Origin of the sequence: Lactimicrobium sp. (assembly GCF_036453465.1) — a bacterium.
GTDB lineage: Bacteria > Bacillota_I > Bacilli_A > Erysipelotrichales > Erysipelotrichaceae > Bulleidia.
This window is the reverse complement of record NZ_JAZHUW010000029.1, coordinates 1-17,713: the sequence shown is the minus strand read 5'-3', so window position 1 is coordinate 17,713 and position 17,713 is coordinate 1. Positions and strand designations below refer to the sequence as shown.

Sequence of the window (17,713 nt, the reverse complement as noted above, 5' to 3'; positions counted from 1 at the left end):
TTTCATAATTTGTTCACTTGGCCTGTATTTTTCATGTAATTGTTTTCATCGGACATAAATTTTCTGCGCGTAAATCAATCTTTTCTCATCTTTTTCTGTTTTTTCTTAACAATTTGTGCTATTGAAAGACAAATTCAGCAGAATACGTACCTTGCAATTCCATATCTTCAGAAATAAATTCTGCTTTTTTCTTAAAAACAAAAAAAGCATATCTCCTGAGAAGATACGCTGATGTATCGTTTCAGATACGCAATTGTGTCCAGGCACCTTTTTCAAAACGATGCCTTAGAAGTACAAATCTGGAGAACTGATCTGAGAGAACACCCAGCCAGATGCCCGTCAAACCAAGTGCAAATACCGATGTTAACAGCCAGGTGATAAAGGTACGGATAATGGTAACACTGAGCAGTGAGGCAAACAGACAGTATTTGACATCACCAGCCCCGCGCAGACAGCCGCCGTAGATGACCTGGGAAATCTGAAACAGGGCAATGACGATGATGAACCGTGAGATCAGTACACCATCAGACAGGATGTCAGGGGCATTAAAGAACAAGGAGAATAATGCTTTGCCGAAAAAGAAGAAGACGATGGCAACAATGATCGAGATGGCCAGGCCGACATGCTGGCAGAGGCTGCCATAGATCTTTGCCAGATCCGGTTTCTTTTCACCAAGGGAACGGCCGATCAAAGCAACTGCTGCTACCTGCATGCCATCGCCGAAGGAAAAGGTCAGGCTTAAAAAGTTCATGCCGACCTGATGGGCCGCAAAGGCATCGGTACCAAGCCTTGCGGCAATGACAGCCGTTGCCATGAAGCCGACTCTCATAGCGAAGTTTTCAATCAGCAGGTTATAAGTCAGATGCCAGATGGACTGCATGACATGCCATGAAGCACTGACTTTTTCTTTGATGATATATGGGATTGAAACAAAAGAATCCTTTTTAAACAGAGACTGTAATGACATCACAAAGGATGCGACGGTTCCCAATACAGTAGCCACAGCAGCACCAAACAGCCTCCATTCCGGGAAACCGAAGTTGCCGTTGATCAGTAAATAGTTGAAGCAGATATTGACCAGGGAGGAAACGATGTTGGTTGTCATGGCAATTCTGGTGTTGCCGGCACCTCTTTGGGCTGCGTTGATGACCATGGTCAATACATTGAAGATCATGCCGCCCTGAATGACCCGGAAGTAGACAACAGCCGCATCATAAGTATCCGTATTTGAACCGCACAGCTTAATGATAGGGCTGGCAAATGCAACAGACAGGATGCTCAAAGCAATACAGACAATCACTGTAAACCACAGTGCTGTTACCAGTACTTCATTGGCATTACGGCGGTCATTCTGTCCTTTTCTTCTTGCCACCAGAGCAGAAACTGCCACATTTGTTGAAAAGAACACAGCCAGTGTTATGAACTTGGGCTGGGTAGTCAAACCGACGGCTGCCACGGCATAGGTGCCAAGAGAAGACACCATCATCGTATCAATCATGCCTGCCAGTGAAATAAAAAAGCTTTCAAGTACGGCCGGCCATGCCAGTTTTACCGTCTCCTGAAGCAGTGCCCTGCGGTCATATGTCTCTGCTGTTCCTTCCATCTTCTTCCTCCCTTTTGATGCAGTAACTTTAACAAAGATATGACATGGTGTTTACTGTTTTTCCAAATGTTGGAAATTTGTTCTGGCAGGACGCCGTATAATGAGAACATATCGGCATATATTATGTCTGGAAGGGCTTTGCCAATGAAATATCTTGAGAAACTGCTGCGGCCGCTGATTCTGATCCTGGGCGGCATCCTTGAAATAGCTTTGATCCTGAGCCTGTTCCACTTCTTTATAAGCTTTGCCTGGATTGATCTTGTTCTGCGGCTTCTGAGTGTTGTTCTTGTCATCACCATCATCAACAATTCCCGCCATCTGTCCTTCGATATGATGTGGATCCTGCTGATCCTGATCTTTCCGGTACCCGGCACTCTGATCTATCTGTTCCTTGGTGCCAATCTGATCAGCTCAAAGACAACGATTTCGCTTGTCAAAGAGACCAAAAAAGACAGTAAATACCTGCAGCGGGATACGAAAACACTGCAGGACTTTGTAACAGAAAAGCCGGATCTTTCCGGTGATGTGCATTATCTCAGCACAACCGCAGGCTTCCCCGTTTACCACAATAACGGCTTTGACTATTATCCACTTGGGGATGACGGCTATCCCGTCATGCTGGAAGAGATGAAAAAGCAAAGAAGTTTATCTTCCTGGAATATTTCATCATTGAACAGGGCATCATGTGGGATGGCATGATGGCAATCCTGAAAGAAAAAGCAGCACAGGGTCTGGATGTGCGTGTCATGTATGATGACATGGGGTCTCTGGCAACACTGCCTGCCTCCTATGCAAAACAATTGGAACAGGATGGCATCAAGTGTGTGCGTTTCAATAAGCTCAATCCGATCATCGGTGCCGTCATGAATCACCGTGATCACAGGAAGATCATGGTGATTGATGGCACGGCTGCCTTCTCCGGCGGTATCAATCTGGCCGATGAATATATCAATCAGAAAGTAAAGCATGGCCACTGGAAAGACAACTGCATCCGCATCAAAGGAGAAGCAGTCTGGTCCTATACGGTCATGTTTCTGACAAACTGGAATGCCCTGCGGCCAACAGATGAAGACTTTACCATCTTCAAGGCAGAGAACAAACCTGCAGAAACAGATGGTTATATCTGTGCTTATGGAGACAGCCCTTTTGACAATGAAAGCACCGGACAGAATGTCTATGTCAACATTCTCAATCATGCAAAGAAATATGTGTATATCTCCACGCCCTATCTGATCATTGATACAGACATGGAGAATGCATTGATCCTGGCTGCCAAAAGAGGCGTGGATGTCAGGATTCTGGCACCAGGTGTTCCAGATAAAAAAATGGTCTGGTATCTTACCAGATCGTTCTATCAGAATCTGATCGAAGGCGGTGTAAAGATCTATGAATATACACCCGGCTTCAACCATGCCAAGATCTTTGTCAGTGATGATGAAACGGCCACCGTTGGTACGATCAACCTTGATTACAGATCACTCTATCTCCACTTTGAAAACGGTACGTATCTTTGTGGTTCCAGGAAAGTCATGGATATCAAAGATGACATGTTACAGACATTTGCGGTTTCTCACCAGATGCAGAAAGGTGAGATCAAAGAGAATGTCTTCCAGAAAATGGCCATTGGCTTTGTCAAACTGTTTGCGTCACAGATGTGATATCAGAAATCGTATTCGATGATCTGGCCGTTTTTGATGCCATATGCCGCAAAGTCTTCATTGCTCATATCATGGAAATAAGATTCGGTGATTCTGGCAATGCCATTGTGTGCCACCAGCAGATATGTCTTATCCGTATCCTGTTTCAGCTCATCCAGCAGATTATAGATGCGCTGTGCCATTTTCATCATGGACTCTCCACCATCATAATTGTCACAGAAATGGAGTCTTGCCATGGCAAATTCATGGCTGTCACGGGCCAGGCCTTCCCATTTGCCAAAGCACTGCTCACGCAGTCTTGGCTCCACACGTACGGGCAGATTCACGATCTTTCCAATTTCAACTGCCGTATCATGGGCACGGCTCAAAGGTGAGCACAGAATCTCATCAATGTGCACTTCACCGGCATCGATTCTGGCTTTTAATTCCATGCCGGTTTCCTTAGCCTGCTGTCTTCCCTTTTCTGTTAACGGGCTGTCTGTAGATCCACAGATCTTGTTTTCCACATTCCAGACTGTCTGTCCATGGCGGACAAAATAAATCTTTCCCATATCATTTCTCCTTATGATGTTCACCGCACCAGACCGCAATCTCTTTGATCAGATCCAATGGCAGAGAATCGCCATAGGGAATCTGAATCGCACCTTTGCTGAAGCGAAGATTGCGCCTTTTCAGCTCAGCAGTAAAGTATTCTACACCATCTCCACCAGGATAGATGCCGATATGATGTTTTGCACATGCCATATGAATCAGATTGTGCTGATCCCACCAGGTAGGCATACCCCATGCTATCTTTTCCACAGCATCTGGCAGCTGCGAGCGGATCACATCTCTTACTTCCTTCAGATCTGGCTGCAGAGATTCATCCTACTCTGCAATATATTCATCAATTGGGTTCATATACACTCCTATATTTTTCCATTTGGATTTATGCATCCATACTGAAAAGATCGTCTCCGGAAATCAGCCTGTATTCATCTGAAGAAAAGTCAAACCCGGAAAGACAGATAAATCCGATTCTGCTGCAATTGAGATTTCTGATCTTTCTAACCTGATCAGCTTCTTTCTTACATTCTGCAAGCTTCATCGGATTTTTATAAAACTTGCATTCATAGAACTCGTATCCTTCTAATGTCTTCAGGACACAGTCAAATTCACCATTTGTCTTTGTGGCTGGATCATCGTACCAGAATGATCCCAGATCCAGAATGTTTTTTTCAAGCCCACGTCTGATCCTGATTTCAAAGTACTGAAGGGCGATATCTTCAAAGCGCCAGCTGATGAATTCAAGAAGTTTATCTTTGATATACAGGTCAAAGAATGCATCTGCACCAAGTCTGGCCATAATTCCTTCATATCCAAAAATGAAAGTAAAATAAAATCGCATCAGATTATCATCAATCACATAGAAGCACTTTTTCTTGTCATTGGGGCGGTTAATCGGGAAAGTCTGCTTTACAGCATCCATGTCCATCAAATTGGTAAGCTGCTTGCCAAGAAGGCCATTATTATCTGTTCCAAGCAGATCATTAATTTCACTGTAACGTTTTTTTCCGTTTCCAATGACTGCAAAAATGCGTGTATCATACGCTTTCTGAATCTCTTTCAGCATGACATTTTCGATATGAATTCTCAATAGGCCGGTTGCTGGCAGCAGAAGTTTCTTAATGTTTTCTTCCAGGCTCAGACTCTGATTCAATGTTGAAAGAACGTAAGGAGAGCCGCCAAACACAGCATAATTCTCAATCTTCCGTCTGACAGATGCCTTAGGGTAGAAGCCGGCAGATTCCAGATAATTGAATTCTTCCAGATGAATCACGGATGTAAATCTGCCAAACAAAGGATTCTCCTCTTCCAGCAGTTCGCGCATAATCGTTATATATGAGCCGCATAAAATCAGCTTTACAGAAGCATTCAAATGATCAATGACATCCTGCATATAGGAATCCACTTCATTACGTTTTCCAGAGTTTTTCAGATACTGATATTCATCCAGAATCACTAGCATTCTGCTCTTCTGCGCTTTCAGAGAATCAAACAGATCCATCAAAGTGCTGAAATGAAGCTGCGGAAGATTGAGAGCCATGCATACACTGCGGCTTAACATCTCAATATTTCCAGCAAACGTACTCTGCACACACAGATGATTGATGACAATCCCATTAAAGGATCTGGATGCCTGGGCAATCAGCGTAGATTTTCCAATACGGCGCTTTCCATAAATAAGTACTGCTGTCTTCCCATCTGAAGAAAGCTGATCCTTCAGTTCTTTTAGTTCTTTTTCTCTGCCAAGAAACATTTTAGCCTCCTTTCCATTGCTCAATTTTGCTGAATTATTTTTCACTGAATTAATTTTCAGTATAAAGCAAACTGCGAATATTTTCAATCTTCATGGCATCAGGTTATGCGTCAAGCTTATTATGGCAATTACAGCTGACTCCTATATCGTTAACTTCATGAATTTTATAACTAACTAAGAAAATCACCTGATTCTCTGACAGATCTTTAAGAACCTGATACGATCATGTACCGCGGCTCCGTTTTTGAAAAAACAACAGTCTTTAAAAACTTTTTCTTCATCCTAGAATACGGAAGTCAAAAAAGGAGGACTGTTATGAAACTGGACCTGGCTGTATTGTCAGAAGATAATCGTGCTCTTGCCGCACTGGCAAAAGCAAATGATGATTGTGCACCGTATGGGCTTTCGCTATCAGATGCACAGATGAAAGCAATTGTCGTTCACCATCATCATTCCTGCCGGAAATTTCATCTTCTGGCAATGGGAGAAGGAATCCTCGGTAATTTGATGAGAACGTTTGCGGACTGTTACTGCATGAAACAGGACATCTTAGAGGAACAGATCCTGAAACTGTCTGATCTGTTTCTGCAGTATCGGAAGGAAGTTTCCAGGACGCTGTTCACAGATGAAGAACTGCTGGATCTGATGAGAGAGCAGTTTGAAAAGATCTGTTATGGAGATCTGGAAGAGATGGAAGAGAACTGCCTGCCATATTTTCTGGATGCTATTCAGGCTGGCCTGGTTCCCTGCGATGATGAAGACAGCAATAACAGCGTGGTCCGTTGGGATCATGACCGGTATTTTCAGGCCATGAAAGAGATGTGCACATGGTGAGCGAAATGACATATTCCAGAGAAGAGATCATAGGTATCACAGGTGATCTGGCCTGTGCATATCACAGTGACAGTTCATCCTATCTGGATGATGAAACAGCTGCACAGTTGATAAGTGCTGTATTGTTCTGTCTGCAGGAAGCAGAAAAACCTGCCGATAAAACAGGTCTTACGGCAGGTTCATGCCGTGATCAGTATGCTTTCGGCCTGCAAAGAGCAGAAAAGAAACTGCTTGCAGCAAAACATCTGTATCGTTCTCTGCAGAAAAATCTGATTGCCTTTGATAATGAATTCCTGCAGGAAACCTTCCAGACAGAACTCCCGCATTGGCTCAGAACATGCAATGTGCGTTACACGCCGCATATTCATCCCCTCTTTCTGAGTTATCCTGTTCTGTATGATCTTTCAAACATGCATGGTATTGACAGAGTCTATGCCTATCTGAGATGCATTGAACTGGAACAGAAGTTTCTGCACACAGCAGATATACAGAACATCTGGGAATTACTCAGCAGGCACTGGCCAGGCTATCAAACCTATTGTGAGAATCTATGTACGATGGTATTGACAGCCCTTACTCTACATACAGTAAATTTATCTCCACATGTCATAGACAGAAATGCCATTTGTAAGCACCTGTATGATGATTTACAGGCAAATTGCGAAGATGAAAAGCTGCAGAAATATCTGCACATGGCAATCACCAGGATTGTAATTCCTGCAGCTGGTCCTGCAGATCAAAGCATAAGGAAATGATAATGTATAGTGTTTCAGTAACACCAATGTTTCTTACAGCAAAATGTGTTACACCATCTTCTGCCTGCTGGCATAGGCACTCTGCAGTAATACAATCGCGGCAATACACAATCCCATCATCAGGATCATCGTACCAGTATAAGAGCCGCTGGCATCATAGAGAACACCAATCAATGTTGTACCCAAAGCATTGGAGATGGTTGTAGACAATGCGCACTTTGGATAGACCTTTGCATAGTTGTCAGAGCCAAACATTTCTCTGGTGATGGTAGAGGGACCAACCGTCGCAATCGAATAGCATAAGCCATATAAGCCGGCTGCCAGCAGGTAGATGGCACTGTTATGAATGCTGAAGATCAGCAGCGCACCAAGGAAGATTGCTGCACAGAAAATGGATACTGCCTTTCTTGATCCGATCTTATCGATCAGAATGCCAAGAAGAACTTTGCCAGCTGTGTTCATCACCATGCATACACTGATCATCAGTGATCCGGTTTTTGCCATGCCCGCTGCCTGGGCAAGACCAGGAAAGTGCTGTGGCAAAGCAGTCGTCATACTGGCACAGAAGGAGAAAATCAGAACAATAACCATCAAAGCACCAGATACTTTCACAGCCTTATCAGAAGATGTTTTCTTCTGTAAGACACTGACCGGTCCGCCAAATGGCTGTTTTCCCACCTCTTCCGGTTTCATGGCAATCGGCAGTAATAATGCCGGCAGGTTCAGGATAAGCATGATCAATGCTGTGATACGATAGGCTGTCCGCCAGCCGCTGGCAGAAATCACACCGCCAATTACCATTGACATGATGGCACCAATGATGCCGGAACATCCCATGACAATAGATACCATGAAAGCATTATCTTTGTTAAACCAGTGGTTGATCATGGTTGTTACTGTGACTGTACCGATCAGGCCAGCGCCAAAGCCCATGACGGCCTGCAGAACATACATGAGATGGACATTAGGACTAAGAGAAAGCAGGAATGTTGCGCCAACTAATAGTATCGTACCCATGATTACCACTTTCTTCAGACTGCATTTTGATACAGTATTTGGTGCAATCATGCATGATATTGCCTGCACAAGATTGTAAATAGTCAGTGTCAAAGCAGCACTGCCTCTGCCAATGCCTTTTCAAAGTCTGCCAACTTTTTTTACAGCCAGTTCCAGATCCAGATCATGCATGCCTGGATATGCCCGGATCAGGAAATCAATTGGCACTTTCTTTATTAATTTGGCACTTGGTATATTGTAATACCACTGATAATACGCATAAAACTCACCGATCCAGTCAGGCAGAAAGCCTGTCAGTGCCTGTCCGTTCTTCATTTGATAGTGATCTGTTTTCAGAAAGTAGTTCCACAATTCCTGTGGATCCATCGTATTTACATACGCCTGTGACTCATCAATATACTTTCTTGTCTGACTCTGCATATACGACAATATGAAATCTTTTGTATCCTTATCCGGATAGTTCACAGCCACAGAATCAAACAGCTTACCCTGTGTCTCTACAACCCAATCCAAATATGATTCATCATATGCATGCATACGTATCACCTCTTGATCAATGTACTGAATACATTCACTACCTTATTGGCATCCGAATCAATCAGCTCATGCATTTTCTGTCTTGCGTCACTGTCACGTCGGTTATACGCTTCATTAAAACGTTCAAAGGATGCCAGTTGCAGATGATCCGTATTCTCTTTCAGATGTTCATATGCTCGTTCTGACTTAATGCAGTACTGAATTCCCAGACCACCCAGAGAAAGAAGTTCCTCCAGAATATCCACATCTATATTGTCACGCACAAACTCACGGGCAATATAAAAGTATGATGCGTTGGCACGCCATCCTTTGATCACATCATAAGAGGATGAATCAATGCCATACTGTTCTATGAATAAGGACGCAAGGACATGGTAACGGTGGGAATCCGATGCATCACGATGTTTCATCAGCTCGGCCAGCCAGGCAAGAATATTCAGCTGCTGAAAATCAAGAATACGAAGATCAGAAGTATCCAGCACATACTCATGGATCCGCCCATTCTTCTGATCAGGACGACTCACTGCCCACTCACCAGCCAGTTCAATATCATCTGTCAGATAAAAGCCACGTCCATAATCGTGTTTATCATCACCAAGACCAAACGCAGGCTTAACAACCTCATTAGGAGAACCATGATACAGCACTAACTCACTCATATTAATCCTCCCTCATACCATCATCTTATCAGGCAAAGACTGCTTCAATGCTTTCAGTTTATCTAATAGTTCCGCCATCAGCCAGTTTGATCTGCAATTTCCTGACAGACCATCAGAGTGTTTGGCTGCCGATTAATCATCAGGTGCGGGTTTTGATTTATCTTTCTTTCTTTTTGTTTTTCATCTGGAACGTCTGCAGATGGTACTGCAGCACTAATATATATTTTGATTCAACTGGAACATTTTTCATTTGCTTATAGCGAGCATTTTGCAACCATTAGAAGCCGGCATACCAGCTGCAATCCACCTTTACCTGAAATGAGACATTTCTCACATTCAATGCAGAATGCGCTGATGGCCTGCCGCCTTCTGCAAAGCTTCTCTCAGTTCATCATCCACGGCATACAGATACAAGCCCTGTACTCCTCTTGTCAGCAATACATTGATTTCATTGCGGATGAAGGCTTCCCCAAACTGTGCCCGGTTTCCATTGGAAAGGGTGCGGTACTGGGTTGCTTTCTTATCTGCACTTTTGGATGGATCGATCACAATCTTTCCATCTCTGTACTTCACAGACGGCCCCAGAATCACACCGGCATAGTTCAGATCAAAGCCCTGAATCGTAAAGGTAGAGCCGACTTCATTGATGGAAACCGGCTGTTCTGCCCAGGACATTTCTTTCAGCAGTTTCTGCCGTTTCCTGCTGTCAGCTTTCCTTGGAAGCTGCAGGTTCCAAGGCATTTTCCAATCATCAATTGTAACATACCAGTATGTACCATCTGCTGGTTTCTTCTGATCAATATAATTCCAATCGAATGTTGCAAGTATCCTGGATAACTTTGTCTTTTCATTGGATGCTTTGGCACGGATGGCACGCTCAAGTTCATCCGGACTGTCAAAGATACGCAGATCATACTTATCATCTTTGGGGATAGGATCCAGCTGCAGATGATCTGTGAAGTTACGGATCCAGTGCACAGTTTCCTGACTGCCCTGAATGCGCAGCTGCTTTGTCAGCTCAAAGTAGTAGCTGATACCCTTGGTTTTCTTCTGGGCCATTGCCTCCATCTTCAGTTTCCTGACATAGGCAGGGTCCCAGTATTCCTGGGTATGCAGGGTCTGGTGTTCATCAAACATGATGACCGTCACCTTTGCCATATGCCGCAGGTCTTCCAGCTGATTCTTTCCACGATAAGACTGCTTGCCCTGTGTCCAGAGCAGATGTGCCTCATCCACAAACACAACATCCACCGGCGGCTTACCCAAATGGTTATTAATGAATGTTGTCGGCTTGGTCACAATGTCTTTATCCACGCTTTTCATGCCAAGTTTTCTGGCAATCTGCTGGTATACCTTCAGCTGCTGATCATGATTGACAATCAGATGGCAGTTATACACAGAGCCATCCGGTTTTGTTATATTACAGAGTTCATAGAACAGGTTGCTGTTTAAAACGGTCTTGCCTGTGCCTGCTTCACCTGAGACAAAGATCAGCTGACCAACTTCCTGACTCTGCAAAGCAGTATCAATGATTTCAAGAATCATTTCTTTGTCACGTTTCTGGTCATCAGTCAGCTTATGAAACGGTGACGCCTTGAAAATATCTGTATCTTCAATGATGCGCTGTTCTGGAAACAAGTCGGCATTGAGATGATGGAGCTGCTTCCAGATACGCCGGAAAATCTCATTGAATTCTTCTTCCGGAAAGTACTTGTCCTGCTCATTGCCACGGCGGTTGTAGATTCTTTCCACTTTCTGTACGCCAAGCATGTAATGCATCAGACGGTTTTCCACATCCAAAGTCAAAGATTTATTGAAATGATCGTGCCCAATGATAAACAATCTGGCATTGTCATCCTGCACAAAACGGTGCTGCCAGGTATCATCCTGCTTTGCCGTCTCATAGTGCTGCAGGGTTCTCTGGATGATGTTATTGGACTCTCCAATGTACACCTCATAATGATCGCTGCCTTTGAGATTATGAATATACACGGTTGGATAGCGGAGAATGAATTTTGCATCTTTTTGATCTGTTCCTGTTTCCAGCTCATTCTCCAGGCATTTCAATGACGCCTCATTATCCCTGATCTGATAAATCACCGGATTATCCATTCCTTCTCACCCCTGTAACGCAGTCATTCTGTATCCTTATAATTCAGTATACTTTTTACTTGTCCCTTTTGCCTTCTCTACAGGATATTTCTTCTCATTCTGATCAATCTTTTCATTGATAATCTGATCCGGATCCACGCCAAGCTTATCGGCAAGAAGGATGCAGTAGTTCATCACATCCGCAAGCTCTTCCTTGACGGCATCATGATCATAATGTCCGCCATCCCATTGGAAACATTCCAGCAGTTCGCCTGCTTCAATCGAAATAGATTTAGCCAGATTTTCCGGACTGTGGAACTGATCCCAGTCACGGTCTTTTGTAAACTGAATGATGCGTTTGATTGTCTGATCAGAGATCATTATCATTTCCTCCTGTGCATGTTTCGAATGGTTTCTTCCACACAGACAGAAAGTATCATGAAGATTCCACAAACAGCACCCATATAAGGTCCCATGGAGCTGCCGGTATACTTTGCACCAGTCTGTGTCAATTGATAAATCGGAATGCCAAGTATTCGTACTGTCAGTGTACTTACATCTGTGCGGTATGCCTGTGTATAGCCAGAATAGATGGCAATGCTCATGCAAATCATTGCAAGTACAAATCCCACAGCCAGTGCAATCACGATTCTGATGTTTTTCTTCTTCACCATACAGCCTCCGGATGACGCAAAGCTATTATACCCTCAGAGTCCCTGCTCCTTTACAAAGGCATAGATATCGTCTTCCTTGTCTTTGTCCTGTGTTGATATTGTTCCGACCGTCATGGCATACAGAATGAATTCCTCATTGCCATCCAGACCGAATGTCTGATCTGCCAGTTTCCCATTGACTGCACCAATCGCACATCCACCAAGAGAAATACTTGTGGCAGAAAGATACACATTCTCACTGATATGGCCGGCATCTGCCATGATCATTCTACCGGCATAGATGCCATAGCGCCATTCTGCTCTGTAACAGACATAGCTGTAATAAAACACAACATTGGCTTTTGCGGCCCAGACCTGACCATCCAGTGATCTGGAAATGAAGTCTTTCATGTCAGGCAGTGTCTTTAACAGTTCAATGGAATGAGACATCGGCAGGTAATGGTAAAGACCATCTTTCAGCCCTTCTACATTCTGAATGGCCATATATACTTCAAATTCATGGCGTGCCCCGCCGCATGGTACGGTTCTCAATGTGGCATACTGCTTTCCACGGATTCCTTTGACACCCTGTGAACACCAGAGCAGATAGCTCAGCTGCAAAAGACTCATCTTCTGCTGTGTATACACACGATGAGACTGCCGGCTGTTGATCACATGCAGAAAATCATTGTCAATAGGAAGATCCTGATAGTTTACAGGCAGTTTGATGCTGTGATCTGTCATTGCCTCTTTGACAAGCGGCGGCTGCGGTTTCTTCAGATCCTGATCACTTTGATAATCCGGGACATCTTCCATTGGTTTCAGGAAATCTCGATTGTCCTGGATCAGCTTCTGTATTTCTTCCTGTGTCATATTCAAAGCTCCGCAACTGCTTCAATCTCACACAGCAGTCCCTTCGGCAGTGTCTTGACGGCAACACAGCTTCTTGCCGGCTTGCCTGTAAAGTACTTTGCATACACTTCATTGAAAGCAGAAAAGTCATTCATATCGGCAAGATAGCATGTTGTTTTGACCACCTTGGTATAGTCACTGCCGCCTGCTTTTAACACCGCACCAACATTCTTACAGGACTGCTCTGCCTGCGCAGCAATCCCTTCCGATGCCTTTCCTGTAACAGGATCCGCACCAATCTGTCCGGATGTAAAAACATAGTTTCCAGAAACATAACCCTGTGCATACGGTCCAATCGCTGCCGGTGCATCTTTTGTCATAATCTCTTTCATCTTCGTTTCCTCTTTTCATATATGTCTCATGTATGCAGTATAGCCATAAAGCTGCTGTCTGAGGCAGCGAAAAACCTGTCTCTCTCAGAAACAGGCAGCTTGATTCATTTCAGTCCATTCATCTTTTTGTAAACATCACCACGCGGTCCAGCCAGAATCGTGCAAATGACTACAATCATTTCGTTAACAGTCGTATAGACAACCCGATAATTTCCAAGTCTGATCCTGTAGTAGACTGCATGTTTCCCCATTATCCTTTTGATATTAATACTTTCCGGATGTTCTCCAATCAGCAGTTCATGTATTGCATTTTCATACTCTGTACGCACATCTTCACGATTCCGCATGAACTTTTCTGCAGCCTTCGTATACTGGATCTCATACAGAACGTCTTTTCGGGCCGTGTTACTGCTCATAATTTAACCTGCTTTTTTGACGCAATGGAAAGATCATCATCAGACAGCTTGTCAATTTCAGAGAGAATTTCAGAAGTTTCCTGTGCATCCGCATCTTCTACATTTGCAGTGAGCCTGTAAAAGGGATCCTGTTTGAGTTCACCAATATACTCTTTCAAAGCATTCTTAACTAAATCTGTTACGGACATATGGAATACGCCAGCAACATGCTTCATATCGTTTATTTCAGATTCTTCGAATTTAAAATTCATTGCTTTTGCAGTCATATGAGTACTTCCTTTCATATATTATATATACTGTATATACGATAAATTCAATATAGAATTCATCCTTTGCGTTTCTCTGATAAGCAAATATTCATCTAACAAATGATGCACAAAAAACCTGTCTCCCATAAAGAAACAGGTCATCATGGATATGATGTTATGCAGTTATTTTCTTCAGGAAGGCAAGTCCAATCAGTAATGTTGCGATATCTGCGGCAGCCTGTGCTAACAGCACACCCCAATAGCCAAAGATGGCAGACAGGATGACCAGGAAAAGAATCAGGAAGACACCCTGTCTTGAAATCGACAGGATAAAGGCTGGCATGGCTCTTCCTTCTGCCTGAAACAGGGTTGTGCAGACAAGAACGATACCAATGGCAGGAGTTGTGATCATCATGCAGCGCAGGATGTTTTCACCTGCCTTGATCACATCTGCCTGATGGATGAATAGCTGAATGAGCTGCGGGGCAAAGATCATGGAGATGATCAGGAAGAGAAAAGCAGTGATGCATTCGACAAGAATATCGAAGTGAATGACTTCCTTTAAGCGTGCTTTGTCATTGGCACCATAGCTGTATCCCAGTAATGGCTGGGCACCAAAGGCAAAGCCAACCATGATCAGTACACTGACCATGTTCACCTTGGCCGCAATGCCATAGGCCGCAATCTGATTTGTGCCATACGGTAACAGAAACCTGTTTGTTAATAGCACTGCCAGACTCTGCATTGTATTGGTAATCGATGCGGGGATACCAATGACAAGCATCTCTTTGACAAGCTGGCTTTCTGCTTTTGCCTTATGGATATCCAGTGAGAGATAGCTTGCATGGTGATGAATGACATACAGGAAGAGAATATCCGAGATGATATTACTGATGACAGTGGCAATGGCTGCACCGGCCGCACCCATATGCAGTGTGAAGATGAAGATCGGATCCAGGATGATATTCATGATGGAACCGATGATGGTACAGACCATGGCTTTGCTGGCAAATCCTTCTGTTCTTAACAGGTTATTAGGCACAATATTCAGGATGATGGCCGGAGCGCCAATGGCAATCCAGATGTAATACTGCATGGCATAGGAAAGTGTATCTTCTCTAGCTCCCAACAGATGCAAGATGGGATAGCGAAGAAGTACAAGAACCAGTGCTGTGACAACACCCGTACCAATCGAGGCATAGATGGCAAATGAACTCATCCGGCCCGTTTTTTCATAGTCCTTCTGGCCTAAAAAGCGGGAAATGGCTGTGCTTGCCCCAAGACCGAAGATGTCGCCAAAGGCAATCATCAAGGAAAAGATCGGTGCACAGAGTGAAACGCCAGCTACCAGGGAAGTATCCTGGGTCCTGGCAATGAACCATGTGTCTACAAGGTTGTAGACAAGAGAAACAACCATGCCCATGACAACCGGCATGGCTGCTTTGAAATATGCCTTATGAACAGGCATGCTTGTAAAGATATCGTTCTGCATACTGGCCAATTGTACTAAAAGTGCATAGATTGTGCTGTAGTTTTCCGCAGATCATACAGAGATACACCATCTGGTTCAAAACAAAGATCAATGTTCCAGGTTTCAATGCCTGATGCCACTGCCTTCTCCATATCCTCTTTTACCTCTTCATAATGCGTGCTGTGCAGATGCGGTTTCAGATCGGTAGGAATGTATTGATTCACGGTCAGAAGAATAGCCCGTTCATGTGAAGCAAGCGAATCTGCAAGTTCCAGAATATGTTTCTGAAACCGTCCTGTAGAAGAAAAAGGCGTGACTTTCTTTGTCTGGATGTCAGAGCCATATTTCACATTCACTGTAGTCAATGGTGTTTTGACTTCCAGATAAGTGCTGCCCACCAGAAAATCCAATTTGAGCTTTCCAAATGTTACTTCTCTGCGAATGGTGTCATAGCTGGATACCATGTCATCTAACTGATGTGTCTGCAGCAGAAACGCCACAATGCGGTTGGAGAGAATCAGGTTGATGCCAACCCAGTTCTTATGTGCTTCATTCAGATTGTCAAAGGATACTGCTTCAACGGTATACTTCAGTTTCCGCTTCGGATCATCATGATATGACAAAAGACATGCCATATTCTTCAGTATGACATCACCGATTCTTGTGTCAGCCGGACAGTGACAGCGGATCGTTTCCCCATGCAGGAAGACATCCATCGTAAACTGCGAATTGCGTTTCATAATCATGCCTTCCTGCAGTATCGGATCAAAGAACAGTTTCTGTGCCATTTTCTTACTGACAGTCCACACAGTAACCATGCCCGACGGCCGCAAATGACGGTTTGATTGTCTTCAGTGTCTCCTGCAGCTTTCTTCTTTCATCCGCATTAGGAACCCTTTCCTCACTGATTGCATCGACTTCTGTTTTCCAGTCAGCCTGGATGGTCCTGCCAACGTCATTGCCGTAGCGAAGAAACAAATCAGCGGAATAGAAGATGCCGGTATTCTTTTCATAGGCCAGCAGGCCATTCTGCAGATGTACTTCCGAAGGATAATCAAAGAACTGCAGAGACAGATCGCCATCATTGACTTCCTGTCCTGCTTTCTCTGCCAGGATTTCTCCCTTGTATCCAAACCCCGGCAGCTCTCTTGCACACAGCTGGCCGCAGATCACTTTAAGATCCGGCCATTCTTTCTGCAGGACATTCAGTCCTCCTGCCTCATCGGATTCCATGTGTGAGACAAAGACATATTTCAATGGCTTTTCCTTCAGAATCTTTTTCAGATCCGGCAGGATGGCCTGTGCCTGCTGGACAGTGCCTGCCGCAAATAAAATGGCAGGATCACAGTTAAGAAGGTACTGATGAATCGTAAAATCCATCGGTGGAATATAGACAGAAAACTGATACAGATCTTTTGTGATTTCTTTCATTGCGTTTACCTGACTTTCTTCTTGTACGCATTTCCACGTGGCACTAGAATAATAGACACAATTGTTGCTATAGGAAAGAAATCAGACGTCTCCAGCAACAAAACTGGGAGAATTGATGCTATGCGCAGACAAGGATTGAATGAAGAAGTGATTCAGCAGTATATTGCCGAGGCGTTATTGCTGTTAATGCAGAAGAAGCCATATGAAAAGATTACGATCGGTGAAATCACACAAAAAGCCGGTGTGAACCGTTCCAGTTACTACCGGCATTTTGATACAAAAGAAGATATCATCCGCTATGTTCTGATGCATATCATGCAGGAATATCTGGCTGCCTATCAAAGCGGGAAGGATAAGAGCTTTGAGGCATACACCCTGCAGATCTTTACAACCTTTTATACACACAGGAAAGAACTGTTATTGATCCATAGGAATCATCTTTCCTATCTATTACTGGATGTGCTGAATACCTGCTTCAAATTTGATGCTGTAAAAGATGAAATCGGCTCTGCACGCCAGTTTGAGATTTCCTACCATATCGGCGGCATCTACAACAATATGCTGCTGTGGATGAACCATCAGATGAAAGAAACACCAGAACAGATAGCTGACATTGCCTTGTCCTTTAAGCCGGAAGGCTCCTTTACCTTGCTGAATGTACAGTAAGAAAGAATAGGGTAGAGTGAGCCGCGTTAGCGGCTCGACCCTCCCGTTGCACCGTACGTACGGTTTTCCGTATACGGCGCTACGTTTGTATTTACTTACGATTATTGAGATAGTATTCCAACGGGTTGACC

At 44.0% G+C, this 17,713-nt stretch carries 22 protein-coding genes; 5 read left to right on the top strand and 17 right to left on the bottom strand.

The annotated features are described in order from the left end of the window. Positions 1-241: 241 nt before the first annotated feature. A complete protein-coding gene (locus SOI44_RS07775; protein ID WP_331348642.1) occupies positions 242-1,603 on the bottom strand; it encodes an MATE family efflux transporter in 1,362 nt (453 codons plus the stop codon). A 144-nt stretch (positions 1,604-1,747) separates the two neighbouring features. On the opposite strand from SOI44_RS07775, the gene SOI44_RS07770 reads away from it, so the two are divergent. After that, positions 1,748-2,302, top strand: a complete 555-nt coding sequence (locus SOI44_RS07770; RefSeq protein WP_331348641.1) for a PLD nuclease N-terminal domain-containing protein — start codon at positions 1,748-1,750, stop codon at positions 2,300-2,302. Further along, positions 2,287-3,261: a phospholipase D-like domain-containing protein gene (locus tag SOI44_RS07765; protein WP_331348640.1), complete on the top strand. Its 975-nt coding sequence runs from the start codon at positions 2,287-2,289 to the stop codon at positions 3,259-3,261. Before SOI44_RS07770 ends, SOI44_RS07765 begins: the two co-directional genes overlap by 16 nt. A gap of 2 nt (positions 3,262-3,263) precedes the next feature. Here the strand turns inward: SOI44_RS07765 and SOI44_RS07760 are convergent, their stop codons facing one another. From SOI44_RS07760 to SOI44_RS07750, 3 genes are all read right to left on the bottom strand, one after another. Beyond that, positions 3,264-3,812, bottom strand: a complete 549-nt coding sequence (locus tag SOI44_RS07760; protein WP_331348639.1) for a histidine phosphatase family protein — start codon at positions 3,810-3,812, stop codon at positions 3,264-3,266. 1 nt (position 3,813) lies between these two features. Next, positions 3,814-4,107 carry an iron chaperone gene (locus SOI44_RS07755; RefSeq protein ID WP_331348654.1) on the bottom strand — a complete coding sequence of 98 codons (294 nt, stop codon included), beginning with the start codon at positions 4,105-4,107 and terminating at the stop codon, positions 3,814-3,816. A gap of 82 nt (positions 4,108-4,189) precedes the next feature. Beyond that, positions 4,190-5,560 carry an AAA family ATPase gene (locus SOI44_RS07750; RefSeq protein WP_331348638.1) on the bottom strand — a complete coding sequence of 457 codons (1,371 nt, stop codon included), beginning with the start codon at positions 5,558-5,560 and terminating at the stop codon, positions 4,190-4,192. A 315-nt stretch (positions 5,561-5,875) separates the two neighbouring features. Between SOI44_RS07750 and SOI44_RS07745 the strand changes: the two genes are divergently transcribed. After that, positions 5,876-6,394 carry a DUF6323 family protein gene (locus SOI44_RS07745; protein WP_331348637.1) on the top strand — a complete coding sequence of 173 codons (519 nt, stop codon included), beginning with the start codon at positions 5,876-5,878 and terminating at the stop codon, positions 6,392-6,394. Next, the gene (locus tag SOI44_RS07740; RefSeq protein WP_331348636.1) at positions 6,388-7,149 is read left to right on the top strand and encodes a DUF6179 domain-containing protein; all 762 of its coding nucleotides are present in this window, start codon (positions 6,388-6,390) and stop codon (positions 7,147-7,149) included. The genes SOI44_RS07745 and SOI44_RS07740 overlap by 7 nt, the downstream gene beginning before the upstream one ends. A gap of 48 nt (positions 7,150-7,197) precedes the next feature. Here SOI44_RS07740 and SOI44_RS07735 read toward each other — a convergent pair whose 3' ends face one another. The 13 genes from SOI44_RS07735 to SOI44_RS07675 all read right to left on the bottom strand — a co-directional run bounded on the left by SOI44_RS07735 (position 7,198) and on the right by SOI44_RS07675 (position 16,916). Continuing rightward, a complete protein-coding gene (locus tag SOI44_RS07735) occupies positions 7,198-8,280 on the bottom strand; it encodes an MFS transporter (RefSeq protein WP_331348653.1) in 1,083 nt (360 codons plus the stop codon). A gap of 6 nt (positions 8,281-8,286) precedes the next feature. Then, entirely contained in the window at positions 8,287-8,679 is a 393-nt protein-coding gene (locus tag SOI44_RS07730; protein WP_331348635.1) for a hypothetical protein, read from the bottom strand. A gap of 29 nt (positions 8,680-8,708) precedes the next feature. Further along, a complete protein-coding gene (locus tag SOI44_RS07725) occupies positions 8,709-9,362 on the bottom strand; it encodes a DUF3990 domain-containing protein (protein ID WP_331348634.1) in 654 nt (217 codons plus the stop codon). A gap of 336 nt (positions 9,363-9,698) precedes the next feature. Continuing rightward, positions 9,699-11,474, bottom strand: a complete 1,776-nt coding sequence (locus SOI44_RS07720; RefSeq protein ID WP_331348633.1) for a DUF2075 domain-containing protein — start codon at positions 11,472-11,474, stop codon at positions 9,699-9,701. A 36-nt stretch (positions 11,475-11,510) separates the two neighbouring features. Then, positions 11,511-11,834 carry a nucleotide pyrophosphohydrolase gene (locus SOI44_RS07715; RefSeq protein ID WP_331348632.1) on the bottom strand — a complete coding sequence of 108 codons (324 nt, stop codon included), beginning with the start codon at positions 11,832-11,834 and terminating at the stop codon, positions 11,511-11,513. A gap of 2 nt (positions 11,835-11,836) precedes the next feature. Then, entirely contained in the window at positions 11,837-12,127 is a 291-nt protein-coding gene (locus SOI44_RS07710) for a DUF5963 family protein (protein ID WP_331348631.1), read from the bottom strand. 33 nt (positions 12,128-12,160) lie between these two features. Next, positions 12,161-12,979 carry a SagB/ThcOx family dehydrogenase gene (locus SOI44_RS07705; protein WP_331348630.1) on the bottom strand — a complete coding sequence of 273 codons (819 nt, stop codon included), beginning with the start codon at positions 12,977-12,979 and terminating at the stop codon, positions 12,161-12,163. Between the two features lie 2 nt (positions 12,980-12,981). Continuing rightward, positions 12,982-13,350: a RidA family protein gene (locus SOI44_RS07700; RefSeq protein WP_331348629.1), complete on the bottom strand. Its 369-nt coding sequence runs from the start codon at positions 13,348-13,350 to the stop codon at positions 12,982-12,984. A gap of 104 nt (positions 13,351-13,454) precedes the next feature. Next, a complete protein-coding gene (locus tag SOI44_RS07695) occupies positions 13,455-13,766 on the bottom strand; it encodes a type II toxin-antitoxin system RelE family toxin (protein ID WP_331348628.1) in 312 nt (103 codons plus the stop codon). Further along, on the bottom strand, positions 13,763-14,032 hold the full coding sequence (locus SOI44_RS07690; protein ID WP_331348627.1) for a hypothetical protein: 270 nt from the start codon (positions 14,030-14,032) through the stop codon (positions 13,763-13,765). The genes SOI44_RS07695 and SOI44_RS07690 overlap by 4 nt, the downstream gene beginning before the upstream one ends. A gap of 157 nt (positions 14,033-14,189) precedes the next feature. Beyond that, complete coding sequence (locus tag SOI44_RS07685) at positions 14,190-15,506, bottom strand: MATE family efflux transporter (RefSeq protein ID WP_331348626.1); 1,317 nt, start codon at positions 15,504-15,506, stop codon at positions 14,190-14,192. A gap of 14 nt (positions 15,507-15,520) precedes the next feature. Continuing rightward, entirely contained in the window at positions 15,521-16,225 is a 705-nt protein-coding gene (locus SOI44_RS07680; RefSeq protein ID WP_331348625.1) for a DNA/RNA nuclease SfsA, read from the bottom strand. A 52-nt stretch (positions 16,226-16,277) separates the two neighbouring features. Then, the gene (locus SOI44_RS07675) at positions 16,278-16,916 is read right to left on the bottom strand and encodes a hypothetical protein (RefSeq protein ID WP_331348624.1); all 639 of its coding nucleotides are present in this window, start codon (positions 16,914-16,916) and stop codon (positions 16,278-16,280) included. A gap of 120 nt (positions 16,917-17,036) precedes the next feature. Here SOI44_RS07675 and SOI44_RS07670 point away from each other — a divergent pair, with 120 nt between their 5' ends. Further along, complete coding sequence (locus SOI44_RS07670) at positions 17,037-17,582, top strand: TetR/AcrR family transcriptional regulator (protein ID WP_331348623.1); 546 nt, start codon at positions 17,037-17,039, stop codon at positions 17,580-17,582. The last annotated feature ends 131 nt before the right edge of the window (positions 17,583-17,713 follow it).